General features: G+C 71.3%; 15 protein-coding genes. 11 read left to right on the forward strand and 4 right to left on the reverse strand.

What is annotated here, in order from left to right; all coding sequences use genetic code 11:
* Window positions 1-18: 18 nt before the first annotated feature.
* On the reverse strand, window positions 19-3,537 hold the full coding sequence (locus tag PA27867_RS01265; protein ID WP_157109070.1) for a proline dehydrogenase family protein: 3,519 nt from the start codon (window positions 3,535-3,537) through the stop codon (window positions 19-21).
* 89 nt (window positions 3,538-3,626) lie between these two features.
* On the opposite strand from PA27867_RS01265, the gene PA27867_RS01270 reads away from it, so the two are divergent.
* Window positions 3,627-4,556 (forward strand): LysR substrate-binding domain-containing protein, encoded by a 930-nt coding sequence (locus tag PA27867_RS01270; protein WP_066592115.1) that lies wholly within the window; start codon window positions 3,627-3,629, stop codon window positions 4,554-4,556.
* Here PA27867_RS01270 and PA27867_RS01275 read toward each other — a convergent pair.
* Window positions 4,553-4,903, reverse strand: a complete 351-nt coding sequence (locus PA27867_RS01275) for a DUF4229 domain-containing protein (RefSeq protein ID WP_066592117.1) — start codon at window positions 4,901-4,903, stop codon at window positions 4,553-4,555. The two genes, PA27867_RS01270 and PA27867_RS01275, sit on opposite strands and share 4 nt — an antisense overlap.
* Before the next feature lie 70 nt (window positions 4,904-4,973).
* On the opposite strand from PA27867_RS01275, the gene PA27867_RS01280 reads away from it, so the two are divergent.
* Entirely contained in the window at window positions 4,974-5,411 is a 438-nt protein-coding gene (locus PA27867_RS01280; RefSeq protein WP_066592120.1) for a PLD nuclease N-terminal domain-containing protein, read from the forward strand.
* The gene (gene menD / locus PA27867_RS01285) at window positions 5,404-7,281 is read left to right on the forward strand and encodes a 2-succinyl-5-enolpyruvyl-6-hydroxy-3-cyclohexene-1-carboxylic-acid synthase (RefSeq protein WP_066598750.1); all 1,878 of its coding nucleotides are present in this window, start codon (window positions 5,404-5,406) and stop codon (window positions 7,279-7,281) included. The genes PA27867_RS01280 and menD overlap by 8 nt, the downstream gene beginning before the upstream one ends.
* Window positions 7,282-7,368: 87 nt before the next feature.
* On the opposite strand, the gene PA27867_RS01290 is transcribed toward menD, so the two are convergent.
* Entirely contained in the window at window positions 7,369-8,871 is a 1,503-nt protein-coding gene (locus PA27867_RS01290; RefSeq protein WP_066592128.1) for a sodium:solute symporter family protein, read from the reverse strand.
* 345 nt (window positions 8,872-9,216) lie between these two features.
* On the opposite strand from PA27867_RS01290, the gene PA27867_RS01295 reads away from it, so the two are divergent.
* From PA27867_RS01295 to PA27867_RS01315, 5 genes are all read left to right on the forward strand, one after another.
* Window positions 9,217-10,131, forward strand: coding sequence for an urea amidolyase associated protein UAAP1 (locus PA27867_RS01295; RefSeq protein WP_236900789.1), 915 nt, complete (start codon window positions 9,217-9,219; stop codon window positions 10,129-10,131).
* Complete coding sequence (locus PA27867_RS01300) at window positions 10,128-10,796, forward strand: urea amidolyase associated protein UAAP2 (RefSeq protein ID WP_066592140.1); 669 nt, start codon at window positions 10,128-10,130, stop codon at window positions 10,794-10,796. The genes PA27867_RS01295 and PA27867_RS01300 overlap by 4 nt, the downstream gene beginning before the upstream one ends.
* Complete coding sequence (uca, locus tag PA27867_RS01305) at window positions 10,793-14,404, forward strand: urea carboxylase (RefSeq protein ID WP_066592144.1); 3,612 nt, start codon at window positions 10,793-10,795, stop codon at window positions 14,402-14,404. The genes PA27867_RS01300 and uca overlap by 4 nt, the downstream gene beginning before the upstream one ends.
* On the forward strand, window positions 14,401-16,155 hold the full coding sequence (gene atzF / locus PA27867_RS01310) for an allophanate hydrolase (protein ID WP_066592152.1): 1,755 nt from the start codon (window positions 14,401-14,403) through the stop codon (window positions 16,153-16,155). The genes uca and atzF overlap by 4 nt, the downstream gene beginning before the upstream one ends.
* Window positions 16,156-16,294: 139 nt before the next feature.
* The gene (locus PA27867_RS01315) at window positions 16,295-16,609 is read left to right on the forward strand and encodes a hypothetical protein (RefSeq protein WP_066592164.1); all 315 of its coding nucleotides are present in this window, start codon (window positions 16,295-16,297) and stop codon (window positions 16,607-16,609) included.
* Between the two features lie 24 nt (window positions 16,610-16,633).
* Here PA27867_RS01315 and PA27867_RS01320 read toward each other — a convergent pair whose 3' ends face one another.
* Complete coding sequence (locus PA27867_RS01320) at window positions 16,634-17,812, reverse strand: isochorismate synthase (RefSeq protein ID WP_236900790.1); 1,179 nt, start codon at window positions 17,810-17,812, stop codon at window positions 16,634-16,636.
* Window positions 17,813-17,940: 128 nt separating this feature from the next.
* On the opposite strand from PA27867_RS01320, the gene PA27867_RS01325 reads away from it, so the two are divergent.
* The 3 genes from PA27867_RS01325 to PA27867_RS01335 are packed head-to-tail and all read left to right on the forward strand — an operon-like array spanning window position 17,941 to window position 21,176.
* Window positions 17,941-18,666 (forward strand): class I SAM-dependent methyltransferase, encoded by a 726-nt coding sequence (locus PA27867_RS01325; protein ID WP_236900791.1) that lies wholly within the window; start codon window positions 17,941-17,943, stop codon window positions 18,664-18,666.
* Between the two features lie 31 nt (window positions 18,667-18,697).
* The gene (locus PA27867_RS01330) at window positions 18,698-19,768 is read left to right on the forward strand and encodes a polyprenyl synthetase family protein (protein WP_157109071.1); all 1,071 of its coding nucleotides are present in this window, start codon (window positions 18,698-18,700) and stop codon (window positions 19,766-19,768) included.
* Between the two features lie 10 nt (window positions 19,769-19,778).
* Window positions 19,779-21,176 (forward strand): FAD-dependent oxidoreductase, encoded by a 1,398-nt coding sequence (locus PA27867_RS01335; RefSeq protein WP_066592172.1) that lies wholly within the window; start codon window positions 19,779-19,781, stop codon window positions 21,174-21,176.
* Window positions 21,177-21,181: the final 5 nt, after the last annotated feature.

Here is a 21,181-nt window from a genome sequence, read left to right on the forward strand (position 1 = left end):
GGAACAGTTGAGTTGGGGTCAGAGTAGGGCGTCGGTGAGGTGGTTCGGGGTGCCGAACCGGTGCGCCGTGATGCTCACAGCCTGCTCGCGCAGGAACGGGAGCAGCTCCACCCGGCCCGCCTCGGTGACCGGCTGAGCCCAGACCGCCAGGTCGGGCCGGCCGCCGGTGACCTCCACCAGCGCGCCGTGCACCGCCGAGCCCGCCGGGGCGCCGAGCAGCCGGAGCCGCCCGCCGCCGCGCTGGCCCGCTCCGGCCAGCCAGGCGTCGTCGTCTTCCACCGTGAGCGGTGCGCTGAGGGCCGGCGCGAGAGCATCCGTCAGCGCTGACGGCAGGGCCAGGGCCGTCGACACCGTCACGGGCGCGCCGGTGAGCGAGGCCGCGGCCACAACCCGCACCAGCGACACCAGAGGTTCGCCGGCGGCCAGGCGGATGGCGACGGGGGCCGCCGGCGTCCGGTACCGGAACACGTTGCGTTCGGCGGCGAGACCCGACACGTCGGCCGCCCCGCCGAAGCGCTCTGCCCAGGCCAGGGCGTCGCTCCGCAGCGCGCGGTGCAGCAGCTCGGCGTCGGCAGTGCTCAGCCCAGGCGTCGCCGCCGCGAGGACGGCCTCGACGACCGGATGCGTGACGGCCGCGCCGGCGGTGGCCGGGACGCGGGTCCACGAGCCCAGGCCGACGAGGTAGTTCGGTCCTCCCGCCTTGGTGCCAGGGCCCACGGCCGACTTCTTCCAGCCGCCGAACGGCTGCCGGCGCACGATGGCCCCGGTGGTGCCGCGGTTCACGTAGAGGTTGCCGGCCTGGATGCTGTTCAGCCAGGTGCCGATCTCGGCCGGGTCGAGGGCGTGCAGGCCGGTGGTGAGGCCGTAGTCGACCGCGTTGGCCAGGTCGATCGCCTCCTCGAGGGTGGCCGCGGTCATGATGCCCAGGACCGGGCCGAAGTACTCGGTGAGGTGGAAGGCCGACCCGGCCTGCACGCCGTCGCGCAGGCCCGGGCTCCACAGCCGGCCGGAATCATCGAGCCGGCGCGGCTCGAGCAGCCAGCTCTCCCCGGCGCCCAACACGGTGAGCCCGTCGAGCAGCTTGCCCGTTGCGGGTTCGATCACCGGGCCCATCTGGGTGGCCGGGTTCTCCGGGTAGCCCACGGTGAGCGAGGCGACCGCATCCTGCAGCTGGGTGCGGAACCGGCGCGACGTGGCGACGGAGCCCACCAGGATGACAAGGGATGCGGCCGAGCACTTCTGGCCGGCGTGCCCGAATGCCGAGGAGACGACGTCCTTGACGGCCAGGTCGAGGTCGGCGCTCGGCGTGACGATGATCGCGTTCTTGCCGCTGGTCTCGGCCAGCAGCGGCAGGTCGGGGCGGAAGCTGCGGAACAGCTCGGCGGTCTCGTAGGCGCCGGTGAGGATCACCCGGTCGACCGTGGGGTGCGCGATCAGATGTGCGCCCAGGCTGTCTTCGGGTACCTGGACCAGGCGCAGCACGTCTCGCGGCACGCCGGCCTGCCAGAGGATGTCGGCGATCACGGCACCGCAGCGTTCGGCCGGCCCGGCGGGCTTGAGCACCACGGCGGAGCCTGACGCCAGGGCGGCGAGCACCGACCCGGCCGGGATGGCGACGGGGAAGTTCCACGGCGGGGTGACCAGGGTGATCGACGCGGGTGTGAACCGGGCACCGTCGACCTCCTCGAGCTCCCGGGCGAGGCCAGCGTAGTAGTGCGCGAAGTCGACGGCCTCCGACACCTCGGGGTCGGCTTGGTCGATGGTCTTGCCGGCCTCGGCCGCCATCACCTCGAGCAGGTCGCCACGGCGGGCCTCGAGGGCCTCGCCGGCGCGGTGCAGCACGGCTGCCCGGCCGGAGGCACCGAGCGCGGCCCAACCGGACGCGGCGGCGGCGGTATCGGCGAGCACGGCATCCAGGGCCGCCGCATCCGTCACCCGGGCCGCCTCGATGGTGTCGACGCCCAGGCTGGAGCCGGGCACGCGGCCGAGGATCTGCAGCGCCCAGTCGCGGTTGGCGGCCACGGAAGGATCGGTGTCTGCGGTGTTCTCGAAGGCGTCCGCTGACGGCGCCGGCACGGCTGCGTAGCGGTCGACGACCCGGTGCGGCGCGGGCACGGCCGTGTCGAGCGCGTCCAGGGATGCCAGGAAACGCGCCTGTTCGCGGGCGAACAGCGCCTCGTTGTCGTGCAGTTCGAACACGGCCGACATGAAGTTGTCGCTGGACGCGCCCTCCTCGAGCCGGCGGATCAGGTAGGCGATGGCCACGTCGAACTCGGCGGGCGAGACCACCGGCGTGTAGAGCAGCAGGCTGCCGACGTCGCGGCGCACGGCCTCGGCCTGTCCCTGCGCCATGCCGAGCAGCATCTCGTATTCGATGCCGTCACGCACTCCGCGCTGACCGGCCAGCAGCCAGGACCAGGCGATGTCGAAGAGGTTGTGGCCGGCCACGCCCAGGCGCACATTGCGGATACGGTCGGGGGTGAGCGCGTAGTCCACGACCCGCTTGTAGTTGGTGTCCGATTCCTGCTTGGTGTGCCAGGTGGCCAGAGGCCAGCCGTGCACCTCCGCCTCCACCTGCTCCATCGGCAGGTTGGCGCCCTTGACCAGGCGCACCTTGATACCGGCGCCGCCGCGGGCCCGGCGGGCCGCCGCCCACTCCTGCAGCCGGATCATGGCCCCGAGGGCGTCGGGCAGGTAGGCCTGCAGCACGATGCCGGCCTCCAGCGAGGCGAATTCGGGCCGGTCGAGCAGTTCGGTGAAGACCGCGATGGTGAGGTCGAGGTCCTTGTACTCCTCCATGTCGAGGTTGATGAACTTGGGCCGCGGGGCCGCTGCCGCGCGGGCGAAGAGCGGCTTCAGGTGCTCCACGATGCCGGCCACGGCGGCGTCGAACGCCCAGTGGCTGTGCGGCGCGACGGTGGAGGAGACCTTGATCGACACGTAGTCCACGTCGTCGCGGGCCAGCAGCCGGTGCGTGCCGGCCAGGCGGCGGGCGGCCTCGCCCTCACCGAGCACGGCCTCGCCGAGCAGGTTGACGTTGAGCCGGATGCCCTCGCCGCGGATCTTGGCGATGGCCGGGCCGAGCCTGGCATCCGTGGCATCGATGATGAGGTGGCCCACCATGTGGCGCAGTACCCGCCGCGCGATCGGCACGACGACCCCGGGCAGCAGCGGTGCCGTCAAGCCGCCGAGCCGCACGGCGGCGCGCATCGGCGCGGGCAGGAAGGCGGGCACGTCTGGTGCGATCCGGGCCAGCGTGCGCGCGGCGACCCGCAGGTCTTCGGGGCGCACGACTCCGTCGACGAAGCCGACCGTGAAGGCGAGGCCTTGGGGATCGCGCAGCACCCCGGCGAGCTGCGCGGCCGATCCGTCCACCGGGAACCCGGACGCCTCGGCCAGCCAGCGGCGCACGAGCGCGATCGTCTCGGCGGCGAACAGGCCGGACGGGGTGCCGGTCGTCTGCTCGCCGTGCGGCCGGGGTGCGAGGTCGGTCATGGTGCTCCAGAGGGTCGGCCGCGGCGGGGGAGTGCGCGGCATCCACTCAGTATCTGCAGCCGAACGCTTTAGAAGAAGTAGCGAATACTGATTGATAAGATTCAGCTCAGCTGATGCTTTGGAGGCCCCTGATGCTCGATGTGCGCCGCCTGATCCTGCTCCGCGAGCTGTCCATCCGCGGCACCATCGCCGCCGTCGCCGAGGCTATGCTGCTCAGCCCGTCCGCCGTGTCGCAGCAGCTCAGCCAGCTGGAGAAGGAGGCCGGGGCGCAGCTCACCCGCAAGGCCGGGCGCCGCCTGCGGCTCACCCCGCAGGGCGAGCTGCTGGTGGCATCAGCCGGCGAGGTGCTCGACACCCTGGAGCGGGCCGAGGCGGCGCTGCGCACCTCGCACACGACCGTGCGGGGAACCGTTCGGGTGGCGGTCTTCCAGTCCGCGGCGCTGGCGCTCATGCCTACGGCCCTGGCGATGATGACCCGGCAGCACCCCGATGTGCGCGTGGAGATGGTGCAGCGGGAACCCGAGCAGGCCCTGCACGAGACCTGGGCCCGCGACTTCGACCTGGTCATCGCCGAGCAGTACCCCGCGCACTCGACGCCGTGGCTGCCGGGCCTGCACCGGCGCGAGCTGACGACCGACGCCATCCACCTGGCGCTGCCGGCCACGGATGCCGCGCTCTGGCCCGTCGGCACGCTCGCCGAGGCGGGCCGGCTGCCGTGGGTGATGGAACCGCGCGGCACGGCCTCCCGGCACTTCGCCGAGCAGCTCTGCCGCAGCGCCGGTTTCGAGCCCGACGTGCGCTTCGAGACCGCCGACCTGCAGGCGCAGATCCGGTTGATCGAGTCGGGCAACGCGGTGGGCCTGATGCCCGACCTGGTCTGGACCGGGCGCAGCAACACCTGCCGGCTCGAGCCGCTGCCCGGCGACCCGCGCCGCACGATCTTCACGGCCCAACGCGAGGCCGGGTTGGAGGCGCCGGCGCTGCGGGCGTTCCGGGAGATGCTGGCGGGCGCGGCCGAACTGCAGGCCCATAGCGGGCGGGAAGACCCGGCCGGGGCTTAGGCCAGGTTGGAGCGCTGGTCGTTGGGCGGCTGGTCCGTGAGCTCCTGCTCGGCTCGCGCCTGCTGCTCGCGTTCCTGCTCGGATTCGGCCCGGTCGACCGCGGCATCCTCGGACTCGGCGTCGGGGTGCACGGGTTCCTTCGCGCGGTGCCGCACCTCATAGAGGTCGCGGGAGACGCTGTTTCGCGGGTTGCGCAGGAAGATGTACGACAGGCAGAGGCCGATGATGGCGGCCAGAACGGCGGCCAGCCAACCCTCGAGTCCCAGCACGAGCAGGATCACGAACGGCACCGCGAACATCAGGACGCGGAGCACGGTGAACACCAACCACGCTGGAACAGCTTTCATGAATCCAGCTTAGAACGTGCTCCTGACCGGCACTCACCGATCTCTCGGGCGACCGGCCTACAATTGGGGCATGTTCCGCCTGTTGTTCGGCCTCGGAGTCGTCGTCGTCATTCTCACCATCTATGCGCTGGTGGATTGCGCGGTGTTCGACCGCAATCGCATACGCGGTCTTCCACGCTGGGTGTGGGTCTTCGTCATAGTCCTCATCCCGGTGATCGGCGCCGTGCTGTGGCTGCTGATCGGCCGCGGACGCCGCAGCAGCGCCGCGGGCCCCGGCGCCCGGGTGACGCGCTCGATGGCTCCGGATGACGACCCCGACTTCCTGCGCGGCCTGGACCGCGCCAAGGACCAGGAACAGCGCATCCGCGACCTGGAGCAGGAACTCGCCGACTTCGACAAGATGGACCCGCCCGACGCCGGGCCGAGCTCGCACCCCGGCACCGCTGGGGTCGACCCGAAGAACACCGACCCCGGTGACGGTGACCAGCCGGGCCGACGGGATGCCTGAGGCGGCAGCTCAGACCGGATCGACACCCGAGGCGCCCGCCACCCTGCCGGGTGACGCCGCACCGCGTCTGGCGCCCGTCGCGCCCAGCGGCAGCCCGGCGACCGACTTCAGCGTGGCCCTGCTGGCCGAGTTCGTGCGCCTGGGCGTGAGCGATCTCGTGCTCAGCCCCGGATCGCGCTCGCAGGCCCTGGCCCTGGCTGCCGCAGAGTTCGAGCGGCTCGGCCTGCTGCGCCTGCACGTGCGCATCGACGAGCGCGGCGCCGGCTTCCTGGCGCTCGGGCTCGCGATCGAGAGCGGCCGCCCGGCGCTCGTGGTCTGCACCTCCGGCACCGCCGTGGCCAACCTGCACCCCGCCGTGCTCGAGGCGCACCACTCAATGGTGCCGATGATCCTGCTCACGGCGGACCGGCCCGCTGAGCTACGGGGCATCCGATCGAACCAGACCACCGTGCAGCCCGGCATCTTCGCGGGCGCCGTGCGGCTGAGCGACGACGTGGATGCCCCAGACGGCAGCGCCGGAGAGGCCGGTCTTGCCGTGCTCCTGGCCGGCCGGGCCTACCGGGCCTCCCTCGGCACCGGCACGCTCAATCCCGGTCCAGTGCACCTGAACCTGGCGTTCCGGGAACCACTGTCGGCCGCGGTCGACCTCGCGGTTGCCGGACCGGAGACTGACCTCGCCGGCGTCCTCGATGCCACCAGCCCCGCGGATGCCGGTGCGGGCAACGCCGTCGACGGCATCGCCGACGAGGCCGACCCCGCCGCCCACGCTGGAACTCCAGGGGGCACCGGCGCAGTCATCGCCGCAGCCGTGCTGCTCGAAGCCGGGCCCCGCACGATTGTGGTCGCCGGCGCCGGCGCCGGTCCGGCGGCAGAGGAGCTCGCCCGCACGGCCGGTTGGCCGCTGGTGGCCGAGGTGTCCAGCGGCTCGCGGTTCGGGCCCAACCTCGTCGTGGCCTACCGGGAGCTGATCCGCGACGCCGATTTCGGCGGCCAGGTGCAGCGCGTGATCGTCTTCGGCCACCCCACCCTGAGCCGCGAGGTGCCGGCGCTCGTGCAGCGAGACGGGGTGGAGACCGTCGTCGTGGCTCCGGCTGGAGCCGAGTGGTACAACCCGGGCCACCGGGTGTCCGGCTTCGCCCGCACCGTCACCGCCTCCGCCGAGGCCATCACCGCCGCGGGAACCCGCGAAGCGCGCGCCTGGACGGGCCGCTGGGTGATGACGAGCCGGGCCATCCTGGCCGGCGACACACAGCTGGATACGCCCGCCTTCGGAACCCACGGCATGACCAAGGCCGAGTTCGCGGCGATGAAGGCCCCGGTGACCCGGGCCATGCTCGCCGACGCGGTGTGGCGGGCCTCCTGGCCGCACGACCGGCTGGTGCTGGGCGCGTCCCGGCTGATCCGCGAACTGGACACCCGGGTCACCGGCAAGAAGATCCCCGTGCACGCCAACCGCGGCCTGGCCGGCATCGACGGTACCGTCGCCACGGCCGTGGGTATCGCGCTGGCCAGCCAAGCGGGTGAGCATCCGCTTTCGAGCGGCACGACCCGGCTGCTGGTGGGCGATGTGACCCTGCTGCACGACGTCGGGTCGCTGCTCATCGCGCCAGGGGAGACACGCCCGCGGGTGCAGGTGGTCGTGGGCAACGACGGCGGCGGCACCATCTTCGACGGCCTCGAGGTGGCCGCAACAGCCAGCCCCACGGCCGTGGACCGGGTGCTCTTCACCCCGCAACAGGTGGACCTGGAGTCCCTGGCGGCCGCCTACGGCTGGGCCTACGTGCGCGCCGGCACCCGCAGCGCCCTGGAGACGGCCCTCACTGCGCCGGTCACGGGCCCCACCCTCGTCGAGGTCCCCCTCCAGCGCTAGCGCCCCCACCGCGAGCCGCGAGAAAAGCCCCGGAATTCGGGAGATTCCGGGGCTTGACTCACAGTTCGCGGGAGCGAAACAGGAGGGTCAGGCGACGGGCTCGAGGAGGGCAGCCTGCTCCTGGGAGAGCTCCTCTTCGACCTGCAGCTCCTGCTCCTGCTCGCGCAGCGTGCGCGGGTGCAGCAGGGCCACGAGCACGAACGAGCCGATACCCACTGCGGCGGAGATCATGGTGGTCCAGCCGTCGAGGTCGGCCGTGATGATGGTGTTCGGAATGTAGAACAGGTCGTTCGGCACGCCGTACATGGTGGGCGTGAGCGCCAGCAGGGTGATGCGCACGGTGAAGCCGAGCAGCGCGCCGACGATCACGGCACTGGCGCCGGGGCGCTTCCAGAACAGGCCCAGCACGAGCGGCGCGGCCAGGCAGGCCAGCATCAGGTCGAACGCGAAGGTGAGCAGGATGCCGGTCTGACTGACCCGGATCGCCAGCAGCACGCCGATCACGACGATCGGCACCATCGCCACGCGGGTCCAGCGCAGCAACGGGTCGCCGCCGCCGGAGACGATGCGGCGCACACCGAAGATGTTGCGCACCGCGATGGCTGAGGTGGCCAGGATGGCGCCGGCTGCGGTGGAGAACGACGCGGCGACGATGCCCGAGAGCACCAGCACGGCCAGGAGCGGCGGCGCGTAGTCGCCGAGCAGCGTGTAGAGGATGGGCCCGTCGGCGGTGGACAGTCCGAGTGCCGCGGTGGTGGTGAGGGCGACGAGGGCGTAGATGATGCCGATCACGAAGGTGCCGCCGGCGGCGTAGAAGCAGGACTTCTGGGCAACCTCGGGCGACTTCGCGGCGAAGATGCGCTGCATGAAGTCGATGGCGACAAGGTCGCCGATGCCCAGCGAGATCAGGGTGGCCCAGTTGATCGGGGCGCCCTGGGCGGGGTCGGTGAGCTGGCCGAGGTCGAACGGACCCATGCCGGCCGGCACGATGATGCCGAAGTTGATGACGACCCAGCCGAGCAGGGCGATGGAGGCCACGACGGTGATGACGGTCTGGATGGCGGCGGTGTAGGCATCCGAGAACAGACCGCCGGCGAGCGTGTAGGCGAGCACCAGCGACACCGACAGGATGATGCCCCAGACGTAGTCGATGCCGGCGAAACGTTCGAGCAGGAAGCCGACGGCCACGAGGTTGCCGGCCAGCAGGATGGTGAACGAGAAGATCATGATGACCGACGAGCCCGCCTCGACAACCCGGCCGTAGCGGCGGCGGAAGAAGTCGGCGAGCGTGTAGAGCTTGAGCTTGTTCATCGGCTTGGCCAGGAAGAGGCCGGAGATCAGCAGGCAGACGGCCAGGCCGATGGCCAGCGAGGCGCCGGCCCAGAAACCGTAGCCGGAGGTGAGGTCGGTGTTGCCGACGGTGGCGTTGCTGTCGACGGCCGCGGCCATCAACGACACCGCCACGAGGGGGACGCCGAGGCTGCGCCCGGCGACGAGGTAGTTGGCGCTGTCGCCGTCGACCTTCCGGGCGACGACGATTCCGACGATGAGAACGATGAGGACACTGATGCCCACCCCGATGACGATCATGGTTTCTCCTGACTAGGCGCTGCGGCTGGGTGCGGATGGCTGTGCTGGCCGCCCAGTCGGTCAACCTGTGGGGCGAGCAGGTAACGCCGGGAGACTTTCGGTCAACCGATCGATAATGCAATTCAGCCCGCTGACTGTCACGGCGGTCTTTCTGGATTGCAACGATCGTGTTAACTCAGTCGGCGGATGCCCGGGGCCGGTGTGCATCGCGCGGGTAAGGGGTGCGCCTGTCGGAAAGGCCCGTAACACGCTCTTAATACGGGAGACACGGCGGCGACACCGCGCCGCGGTTTAGTTTCTATCAGTTGATCGAAAACCGTGGTCGACGGACAGGGAGTAGCCACCGTGCCAGCAGAAACCGTGCCTGCAGCAGCAGCGTCATCGTCCACCACCTCCACGACCTCGGGAGCCCGGGAACACGCCAGGGCGCAGGAGGGCACCGTCGTTCAGGCCGCTCCAGTGCGCCCGGCCACGGCCTGGCCGGCGCCGCCCGCAGGGCTGGACGCGGACCGTCTGGTCTGGGCCGAGACCGTCGCCGGCGGCGGGTACACCCAGAAGGTGCTCGCCCGCGGCACCACACTGCGGCTGACCGACCTCGCCGGCGACGCCTGCGCACACGTGCTGCTCTACAACGTCGATCAGCCCTTCGAGCGTCTCAACGTGGCCGACACCGTCAAGGTGCAGTGGCAGGTCTACACGGCGCCGGGCCAGCTGCTGCTCTCCGACCAGGGGCGGGTGCTCGCCACGGTGATGGCCGACAGCGCCGTGGCCGACAGTGTTGTGGCCGACAGCTCGGTGGCCGATGCCTCCGGTAGGCACGACACGCTCTTCGGCACCAGCACAGCAGCGCGCAACACCGCCAGGTACGGCGACGGCTCCGCCCAGGGGCCCACGCCGGCCGGCCGCGAACTGTTCGCCCTGGCCGCGGCGAAGAACGGCCTCACCCGCCGGGACCTGCCGCCGAGCGTCTCGTACTTCCAGGGCGTCACGGTCGACGCCGACGGCCACCCCGGCTTCACCGGCAGCGCCGGGGCCGGAGCCAGTGTGACGCTCCGCACCGAGATGCCCGTGATCGTGCTCATCGCCAACACGGCGCATCCGCTCGACGACCGCCCCGAGTTCGTCTCGACCCCGCTCGAGGTGCTCGCCTGGGCGGATACGCCCACGATGCCGGACGACCCGCTCTGGACCGCCAGCCCCGAGGGCCGCCGTGCCTTCGTGAACACCGCCGACTACCTCGCCGCAAGGGGACTGAAATGACCACCGCCACCGCATCCGTCCCATCCGCTGCAGCGTCCGCCGTCGATTTCGGCGCCGAGATCTCCCGCGAAACCGTCGCCGCCCGTGCGCCCTGGTCGGCCGTGATCAAGGCCGGCCAGGTGCTCACCATCGTCGATCTCGACGGCAACCAGGCCGTGGACTTCCTCGCCTACGCCGCCGACGACACCGACCGGGCCTACAGCGCCCAGGCCACCCTGCAGGAGCAGGACAGCGTGTACCTCACCGTGGGCAGCGTGCTGCGCGACAACGAATCGACCGCCCTGCTCACGATCATCGCGGATGACTGCGGCCGACACGACACCCTTGGCGGTGCCTGCTCGAAGGAGTCCAACACCCTTCGCTACGGCCTGCACACCTTCGCCCAGCACGCCTGCGTGGAGAACTTCCTGGCCGAGGGCTCCCGCCGGGGACTGGGCAAACGCGACCTGGTGTCGAACATCAACTGGTTCATGAACGTGCCCGTCGACCCGGACGGCGCGCTCGGCATCGTCGACGGGATCTCCGCACCCGGTCTGTCGGTGTCGCTACGCGCCGAGGTGGACACCCTGGTGCTGGTCTCCAACTGCCCGCAGATCAACAACCCTTGCAACGGCTTCAACCCGAGCCGGGCCGAGATGATCATCAGCGCGGGAGTGTCCGCATGAGCGCCTTCGACACCGTCCTGATCGCCAACCGCGGCGAGATCGCGGTGCGCATCATCCGCACCGCCCGCGCCATGGGGCTCAAGACCGTGGCCGTCTACTCCGAGGCCGACCGGGGCGCCCTGCACGTGCACCAGGCCGACGTGGCCGTGCTGCTCGGCCCGTCGCCCGCCGCGGAGAGCTACCTGCGCGGCGACCTGATCATTGCCGCCGCCCTCGAACACGGCGCCGGCGCCATCCACCCCGGCTACGGGTTCCTCTCCGAGAACGCCGACTTCGCCCGCGCCTGCCAGGCCGCCGGTATCGTCTTCGTGGGCCCCACGCCCGAGCAACTCGACCTGTTCGGCACCAAGCACACCGCCCGCGACGCCGCCACGGCCGCCGGGGTGCCGCTGCTGGCCGGCACCGGCCTGCTCGACAGCCTCGAGCATGCGCTCGCCGCGGCCGAGACCATCGGCTACCCGGTGATGCTCAAGGCCACTGCCGGCGGCGGCGGCATCGGTATGCAGGCCTGTCACGACGCCGCCGAACTTGCCGGCTCCTGGGAGAACGTCACCCGCATCGCCGGGGCCAGCTTCTCCTCCTCCGGCGTCTTCCTCGAACGGCTCGTCGTGGGCGCCCGGCACGTGGAGGTGCAGGTCTTCGGCGACGGGCTCGGCAGCGTCGTGAGCATCGGCGACCGCGACTGCAGCCTGCAGCGCCGCAACCAGAAGGTGGCCGAGGAGGCCCCGGCGCCCGACCTGCCCGACCACGTGCGCGAGAGCATCGCCGACGCCGCTCGCCGGCTCTGCGCCTCCGTCGATTACCGGTCGGCTGGAACCGTGGAGTACATCTACGACCCGGTGCGGCAGGAGGCCGCGTTCCTCGAGGTGAACACTCGCCTGCAGGTGGAACACCCGGTCACGGAGGCCGTCTACGGCATCGACCTGGTCGAGTGGATGCTGCGCCTGGCCCTCGGTGACACGACCGTGGTGCAGACACCGTTGGTCGCGAGCGGCTTCGCGGTGGAGGCCCGGGTCTACGCCGAGAACACCGATCTCGGCAACCTGCCCAGCGCCGGCACCGTCACCCGGGTGGTGCATCCGCACGGCACCCTGGCCAACGCGGCCCGCATCGACAGCTGGCTCGAAGCCGGCGCCGAGGTGAGCACCCACTACGACCCGCTGCTGAGCAAGGTGATCACCCACGGTGCCACCCGCGAGGCCGCCTGGCAGGCCCTCGCCGATACCCTCGCCGACGTGCGCGTGGACGGGGTCGCCACCAACCTGGGGCTGCTCCGGTCGATCGCCGCCGATCCCACGGTGCGCGCCGCCACCCACTCCACCGACACCCTCGCGGGCATCCACAACACCAGCCCCCGGTTCGAGGTCGTGAAGTCCGGCCTGCTCTGCACCATCCAGGACTGGCCCGGCCGCACCGGCTACTGGGCCGTCGGCATCCCGCCGTCGGGGCCCATGGACGACCTGTCCTTCCGGCTCGGCAACACCGCACTCGGCAACGCCGAGGGGGAGGCGGGCCTGGAGATCACCATGCAGGGGCCGACCCTGCGCTTCCACACCGCCGCAACCGTGATGCTCACCGGGGCGCCCACCCCCCTCACCGTCGACGGTGTCGACCAGCCGCAGTGGACCCCGGTGGCCGTGCCGGCCGGGGCGACGCTGGCCGTGGGCACGCCCCGCACCGGCATGCGCAGCTACCTGCTCGTGGCCGGCGGTCTCGACGTGCCGCTGGTGCTCGGCAGCGCCGCCACCTTCGACCTGGGTGAGATGGGCGGCGCCGCCGGCCGGGCCCTCCGCACCGGCGACATCGTCGCGCTCACCGGACGGATGCCCGTGGCCGCGCCCCGGGAGGTGCCCGCGCGTGAACGCCCGGTGTTCACCTCCGAGTGGCGCATCGCCGCCCTGGAAGGCCCCCACGCCGCCCCGGAGTTCTTCACCGAGGCCGACATCGAGGTGTTCCACAACACCCGCTGGGCCGTGCACTTCAACTCCGCCCGCACCGGCGTGCGGCTGGTCGGCCCGAAACCCGAATGGGCCCGGAACGACGGCGGCGAGGCCGGACTGCACCCGTCGAACATCCACGACACCCCGTATGCGGTGGGCGCCGTGGACTACACCGGTGACCTCCCGATTCTGCTCGGCCCGGACGGCCCGAGCCTGGGCGGCTTCACCTGCCCGGCCACGGTGCCCAGCGGTCAGCTCTGGAAGCTCGGCCAGTTGCGCCCGGGCGACACCGTGGAGTTCGTGCCCGTGGACGACCGGCAGGCCCACGCCCTGCGGCTGGACCCCACCCTGGCGGTCACCGCCGGGCGCGCGCCCACGGTCGACGGCGGCATCCTGCGGAGCCTGCCCGCCACGGCGACCAGCCCGGCCATGACCTTCCGCCGCAGCGGCGACGCCAACTTGCTCGTGGAGTACGGCGAGATGGTCCTCGACCTCGCCTCGCGGATGCGGGTGCATGCGCTCGCCGCGGTGCTGCAGCAGCGCTGGGACGACGGTGACCTGCCCGGCATCATCGACCTGACCCCCGGTATCCGTTCGCTGCAGGTGCATGTGAATCCCGACCTGCTGCCGCTGCCCGAGCTGCTCGACATCGTGGCCGCCGTCGAAGCCGGCCTGCCCGCAACGAGCGAGCTCACCGTGCCCAGCCGCACCGTGTCGCTGCCGCTGTCGTGGGACGACCCGGCCACCCGCGAGGCCATCGAACGCTACATCTCCGGGGTGCGCGACGACGCCCCGTGGTGCCCGTGGAACATCGAGTTCATCCGCCGTATCAACGGCGTCGCCTCGGTGGACGACGTGATGCGCACCGTCTACGAGGCCGAGTACCTGGTGCTGGGGCTCGGCGACGTGTACCTGGGCGCGCCCGTGGCCACGCCGCTGGACCCGCGGCACCGCCTGGTGACCACGAAGTACAACCCTGCGCGCACCTGGACGCCGCAGAACGCCGTGGGCATCGGCGGCGCCTACCTCTGCATCTACGGCATGGAGGGCCCGGGCGGTTATCAGTTCGTGGGCCGCACGGTGCCGATCTGGTCCACGCACGCGCAGCGCGGGCCGTTCGCCGAGGGGGTGCCGTGGTTGCTCAAGTTCTTCGACCGCATCAGCTGGTACCCGGTGCTGCCGGAGGACCTGCTCGAGATGCGCGCCGAGATGAAGGCCGGCCGGCTGCCCATCCGGATCGAGGAAGGCGAGTTCTCGATGAAGGAGTACGAGGCCTTCCTCGCCGAGAACGCCGACTCGATCGCCGAGTTCCGCGCGCAGCAAGGCGAGGCGTTCGCGGCCGAGCGGCACGCCTGGGAGGAGTCCGGTGAGTTCGACCGCGACGACGCCGCGGCCCTGGCGCCGGTGGTCTCCGCCGCCGCCGTCGTGGTGCCGCCCGGCTGTGAGGGCGTCGAGGCGCCCTTCACCGCGAGCGTGTTCCGGCTCGATGTGGCGGTGGGCGACAGTGTCGCAGCCGGACAGACCCTGGTCTCGCTCGAGGCGATGAAGATGGAGGCGCACGTGGTGGCGCCCTTCGACGGGCGGGTGGTGAGCATGCTCGCGGCCGCCGGCGACAGCGTCGCGCCCGGCTCGGTCCTGGTGATCGTGGAACGGGAGGAGGCAGCATGAGCCCGGCGGAGAATGTCGGCTCGACCGTGACGGATGCCGTCTCCCGCGCCTACGCCCGCATCGCGGACGTCGACCGGCCCGAGGTGTGGGTCGAGCTGCGGCCGGAGGCCGAGGTACACGCCGAGGCCGCCGAGGTGGAGCGCCGACTACTGGACGGCGCCGACCTGCCGCTGGCCGGGCTGCTCTTCGCGGCCAAGGGCAACCTCGATATCCAAGGCCTCGTCACCACCGCGGCCTGCCCGGCCTACGGTGAGGTGGCCCAGACGGATGCGACGGCCGTCGCCCGGCTCCGCGCCGCCGGTGCCGTGTGCCTGGGTGCCACCAACCTCGACCAGTTCGCCACCGGCCTGGTCGGCACCCGCAGCCCCTACGGCGCCGTGCGGCACGCGTTCCGGCCGGAGTACATCTCGGGAGGGTCGAGCAGCGGCTCCGCCGTTGCCGTGGCGCTCGGCCTGGTCGACTTCGCCCTGGGCACCGACACGGCCGGTTCCGGCCGGGTGCCGGCGGCCTTCCACGGCCTCGTGGGGATCAAGCCGACCCGCGGGCTGGTCTCTGCGGCGGGCGTGGTGCCGGCCTGCCGGTCGCTGGACTGCGTGACGGTGCTCGCCGCCGACCTCGACCTGGCCGAGAAGGTGGCCGGCATGATGGCCGGCTTCGACGAGCGCGACCCGTTGTCCCGGGTGGACCCGGCCGGCGGGGGTGCCCCCGGCGCTGCCACCTCGGCTTCCGCCGGCGGTCGTGGCGCGCGCATCGGCATCCCGCGCCCCGGCCAGCTCGGCGAGCTCGCACCCGGCTGGGCCGAGGCGTTCGAGAACGTCGTCGCCCGGCTGCGCGCCGGCGCCGCCGAGCTCGTCGAGGTCGACATCGAGCCGTTCCTCCGCACCGCGCGGACGCTCTACGAGGGCGCCTTCGTGGCCGAGCGGTACGCGGCCGTCGGCACCTTCGTGGACGCGCACCCCGACGAGGTCGATCCCGTCGTGGGCGCCATAGTGTCCGGCGCCCGCGACGTGCCGGCGCACCGGCTCTTCAGCGATCTGGAGGCCCTCGACGTGGAACGGGTGCGGAGCCGGCAGGTGTTCACGACCATCGACGCGCTGCTGCTGCCGACCACGGTGGAGCACCCGACCCTGGCCGAGGTGGCCGCTGAGCCCATCGCCGTGAACAGTCGACTGGGCCGGTTCACCAACTTCGCCAACCTGCTCGACCTGGCCGCGATCGCGGTGCCCGGCGGCATGGTGGGCGAGACCCACTTCGGCGTGCAGCTGGTGGGCCCGGCCTTCACGGACGCCCGGCTGGCCGGCCTGGCCCGCCGCATTGTGGGTGCCGGTGCGGGTGACCAGCCCTCAGCACCGGCCGCGGCACGGCTGGACGAGATCGTGCTGGCTGTGGCGGGCGCGCACCTCTCTGGGCAGCCCTTGAACCACCAGCTCACTGCGCTGGACGGCCGGCTGCTCGCCACCACCACCACCTCGGCCGACTACCGCCTCTTCGCCCTGGACACCGTGCCGCCCAAGCCCGGCCTGGTGCGCGTGGCCCAGGGGGAGGGGGCACCCATCGAGGTCGAACTCTGGGCGCTGGACGCGGCATCCTTCGGCCGGTTCGTGGCCGCGCTGCCGCAGCCGATGGCCATCGGGCGAGTAGTGCTGGCCGACGGCAGCCAGGTGGAAGGGTTCCTCTGCGAGCCGATCGCCACCGCTGGCGCCGCCGACATCACGGCCACCGGCGGCTGGCGGGCCCACCTGGCCGCCTGACCTCGCAACTGTCGCCCGTTCAGCGAGGAAGCGGGCGGGCCGGCGGGCGAGCGAACCGGCGCCGTCCGTGTCGGCAGCGGGTTTGGTACCGTTGCTTGGTTGCGCCACGTCGTGGCGGACAGGCCTCGAGGAGTGCAGCATGACCGGCAAGTCGCCCACCAGGCCCACCCTCCCATCGCCGGTGCATCCGGTGCATCCGCGGGCCGACCAGCTCTCCCGCTGGGCCATGGTCGCCGGCATCGTCGCGTTCCTCGGCGGATGGCTGCCCGTGCTGGGCCTGATCCTCGGTGTGATCGGCGTCGTTCTGGGGCTGTTGGCCAAGCGGCGCTCGAACCGGCCGGAACTCGGCCTCACCGCCCTGATCCTCTCGGCCCTCGCGGTCATCACCAACATCGTGATCGACGTGATCATCGTGATCTCGTTCGTGGAGCAGATCAACAACCTGCCGGGCTAACCGACGCGGTGCACCGAGCCGGCTCTAGCCGAACGCCTCCACCACGGGGCGGAACTTCATCTTGGTCTCGGCCAGTTCGCGGTCGGGGTCGGAGTCCAGCACGATGCCGCAGCCGGCGTACGCGGTGACGTCCCCGGCCGGGGTGACCTGCGCGCAGCGCAGCGCGATGGCCCACTCGCCGTCGCCGTCGGCGCCCACCCAGCCCACCGGCCCGGCGTAGCGGCCGCGGTCGAAGGGCTCCAGCTCGCGGATGAGCGCGAGCGCGTCCTGCGTCGGGGTGCCGGCCACCGCGGCGGTCGGGTGCATCGCCGCAATGAGGTCGAGGGAGGTGGACCCGTCGCTCAGGGTGCCCTCGACGTCGGTGGCCAGGTGCCAGAGATTGGGCAGCTTGACCGTGAACGGGATCTCGCTCGTGGTGAGCACCGAGGTGTGCGGGCGGAGCGCGGCCAGCACGCTCTGCACGGCGAACTCGTGTTCGTCGCCGTCCTTGCTGGAGGTGGCCAGGGTGAGGGCGGCCTCGAGGTCGGCCGCTGCATCCGCCCCGCGGGAGATGGTGCCGGCCAGCACCCGGGCATTGACCTCGTTGTGGTCGGCGCGGATCAGGGTCTCCGGGCTCGAGCCGACGAGCCCGTCGACGGCGTAGGTCCAGCAGTCCGGGTAGCCAAGGGCCAACTCGGTCAGCAGCCGCCGCAGGTCGGACTCGGCCGGCAGATGCCCGACGAGGTCGCGGGCCAGCACGACCTTGCTCAGGTCGCGGTCGCCGATGTGGGTGACGGCGGCGGAGACGGCCTCACGGTAGCCGGCCGGCGTCAGCGCGCCGGGAAGCAGCGAGATGCGGTACTCGTCGCCGAGCGGCTGCAGTGCCAGCGGGATCTCGGGGGCGGCCTGTCCGGTGGGCCAGATGCGGGTGACCCAGCATTGGCCGTCCTCACGGCCAACGATCACCTCGGGCACGATGAGCACACTGGTCTGGCTGGAGGAGTCGTCGAAGGCGAAGGTGCCGAACGCGAGCAGGCCCGTGCCCGTGCGCGCCAACGGGTCGGTCACGGTGGCCGCCGCGACGACATCGCGCCAGGCGGCTGCGGCATCCTGCATGCGGGTCGGGCCGGAGAACTCGAGCCGCAGTGCCGTGCCGATGCCGGCGAGACCCTGGTTGCGGCGCATCCAGAGCAACGGCGCGCGCTGATCCAGCAGGAGGATCAATTGGCGAATGTCGGCAATCGGGGACGTTTCAACCGTTAGAGCAGGCGCATTCACTCGTCTACCCTACGCCTGCGCCCGCGGGCACCCGGCCGCGCCGTATCCCAGGCGCCGCAATCTAGACTGGACCGGTGAGTAGAGCAGATCTTAATAAGCAGCCAGCGCAGGTCGCCGCCATGTTCGATCTGGTCTCGACACACTATGACCGCACGAACGCACTGCTCTCCGTGGGCAACGCCTCGCTGTGGCGTGTCGCGACCACCCGGGCCGTGAACCCGAAGCGTGGCGAGCGCATCCTCGACATCGCCGCGGGAACCGGCACCTCGAGCGTCGCGCTGTCGCACACCGGCGCGCACGTCGTGGCCGCCGATTTCTCCGAGGGCATGATCAAGGTGGGCCGTGAGCGGCACGCCGGCAACCCGAACGTCGAGTTCGTACAGGCGGATGCGACGGCGCTGCCGTTCGCGGACGGCGAGTTCGACGCCGTCACCATCTCCTTCGGCCTGCGCAACGTCGTGGAGCCCAAGAAGGCCATCGCCGAGTTCTACCGCGTCACCAAGCCTGGCGGCCGTGTGGTCATCTGCGAGTTCTCCACCCCGCCGTTCACCCCGATCCGGGTGGGCTACTTCGCCTACCTCAACCACGTGATGCCCCGCATCGTGAAGCTGGCCTCGTCCAACGCCGAGGCCTACGACTACCTGGGCGAATCGATCGCCGCCTGGCCCGACCAGCCCACGCTCAGCGCCTGGCTGCGCGATGCCGGATACGATGCCGTGGCCTACCGCAACCTCAGTCTCGGTATCGTGGCTCTGCACCGCGGAATCAAGACGGCCGCAGCAGCGTCCCCAACCTCCTGAAACTCCCAGATCCGATCGTTAGGCTGACAGAGTGAAATTGACCGCCCCCGTGGCCCGCCGGAGCCCGTCGGTAACGTCGCAGCTGGGCCTGAGCGATCGGATCTTCTCCACGGCCGCCGACCGTGGCCTCGCCGCCAGCATCGAGACCGGACTCGACGACGTGACGACGAGCCTGCTCGGCGAACTCGTCTTCGCCGACGAGATCGCCAACGTCACCAGCCGCTACCTGCTCAACGCCGGCGGCAAGCGCGTGCGCCCGATGCTCGCGCTGCTCACCGCCCACCTGGGCGATGGCACCGTGCCCGACGTCATCCGTGCCGCCACCGCGATCGAGATCACCCACCTGGCTTCGCTGTACCACGACGACGTCATGGACGACGCCGACAAGCGCCGCGGCGTGCCCAGCGCGCAGGTGGTCTGGGGAAACTCCATCGCCATCCTGGCCGGTGACCTGCTCTTCTCCCGCGCCAACCAGCTGATGGGCCGGCTCGGCGAACGCGCCGTGCGCCTGCAGGGCGACACCTTCGAACGCCTGGTGCTCGGCCAGCTGCACGAGACCGTGGGCCCCGCCGACGACCAGGACCCGATCGACCACTACATCCAGGTGCTCGCCGACAAGACCGGGTCGCTCATCGCCGCCGCCGCCCAGTCCGGCATCATCTTCTCCAACGCGCCCGCCGAGTTCGAGGAGCCCGTCGTGCTGTTCGGCGAGCGGATCGGTGTGGCCTTCCAGCTCATCGACGACGTCCTCGACCTGTCGCCGCAGCCGCAGGAGACCGGCAAGGTGCCCGGCACCGACCTGCGCGCCGGAGTCGCGACGCTGCCGCTGCTGCGCCTGCGCGAACGCGCGGCAACGGATGCGCGGGCCGTCGACCTCGTCGCCCGCCTCGAGGCCGATGTGATGAACAGCAAGGGCGCCACCACCGAGGCCGCCGACTCCGCCATCAGCGCGTTGCGCGAACATGATGTGACCACCCAGACCCTCGCGGAGGCCCACGGTTGGGCCCGTGATGCCGTCGACGCCCTCAAGCCCCTGCCGCAGGGCTCGGTCAAGAAGGCGCTCACCCGTTTCGCCGAGACCATCGTCGAGCGATCCAGCTAGAAAGGCTTCCATGACCAAGTTGCGATTGGCCATAGTCGGTGCGGGCCCCGCCGGCATCTACGCCGCAGACATCCTCCTGAAGGCCGAGCGGAATTTCGATGTCTCCATCGACCTGTTCGACCACCTTCCGGCCCCCTACGGGCTCGTGCGCTACGGCGTCGCGCCCGACCACCCCCGCATCAAGGGCATCATCACGGCGCTCCGGGACGTGCTCGACCGCGGCGACATCCGCCTGTTCGGCAACGTGCGCTACGGCACCGACATCACCCTGGACGACCTCAAGAAGCACTACAACGCGGTCATCTTCGCCACCGGGGCCGTGCACGACGCCGACCTGGCCATCCCGGGCATCGAACTCGAGGGCTCCTACGGCGCCGCCCGGTTCGTGAGCTGGTTCGACGGCCACCCCGACGTGCCGCGCACCTGGCCGCTCGAGGCCAAGTCGGTCGCCGTGATCGGCAACGGCAACGTCGCTCTCGACGTCTCCCGCATCCTCGCCAAGCACGCCGACGACCTGCTGCCCACCGAGATCCCGGCGAACGTCTACGAGGGCCTCAAGGCCTCCCCGGTCACCGACGTGCACGTGTTCGGCCGCCGCGGCCCCACCTCGGTGAAGTTCACCCCGCTGGAGCTGCGCGAACTCGGCGAACTCAACGACGTGGACATCATCGTGCATGACGAGGACTTCGACTACGACGATGCCGCCCGCGCGGCCGTGGCCAGCAACAAGCAGGTCTTCGTGATCGACAAGGTGCTCAACCAGTGGCGGAAGCGCGAGACCGGCAACGCGTCCCGACGGCTGCACCTGCACTTCTTCGCCCGCCCGGTGGAGGTCACCGACGACGGCAACGGCCACGTCGGCGGCTTCAAGTACGAGCGCACCGCACCGGATGGTCAGGGCGGCGTCGTGGGCACCGGTGAGATCCGTGAGGTGCCGATCCAGGCCATCTACCGGGCCGTCGGCTACTACGGCTCCTCGCTGCCGGGCATCCCATTCGACAAGAAGCGCGGCGTGATCCCCAACCGCGAAGGCCAGGTGCTCTGGAAGGGCGAGCCGGGCTTCGAGTCCAGCACGGCCAGTCAGCAGATGTACGGCGTCTACGCCACCGGCTGGATCAAGCGTGGACCGGTGGGCCTGATCGGGCACACCAAGTCCGACGCCATGGAAACCGTGCGGCACCTGATCAACGATGTCGGCAACTGGTGGCGGCCCGAGTCGCCCTCCGAGGAGAGCATCCTCGAGCTGCTCGACGAGCGCGGCGTGGCATACACCGACCTCGACGGCTGGCACCGCCTCGACCAGCACGAGCTCGCGCTCGGCGCCGAGCAGGGTCGCGTGCGCGTCAAGGTGGTTCCCCGTCACGAGATGGTCGAGATCTCCCGGGCCCAGGTGCCCGCCGAGCTCTAGCCCAC

Source organism: Cryobacterium arcticum (assembly GCF_001679725.1).
GTDB lineage: Bacteria > Actinomycetota > Actinomycetes > Actinomycetales > Microbacteriaceae > Cryobacterium > Cryobacterium arcticum_A.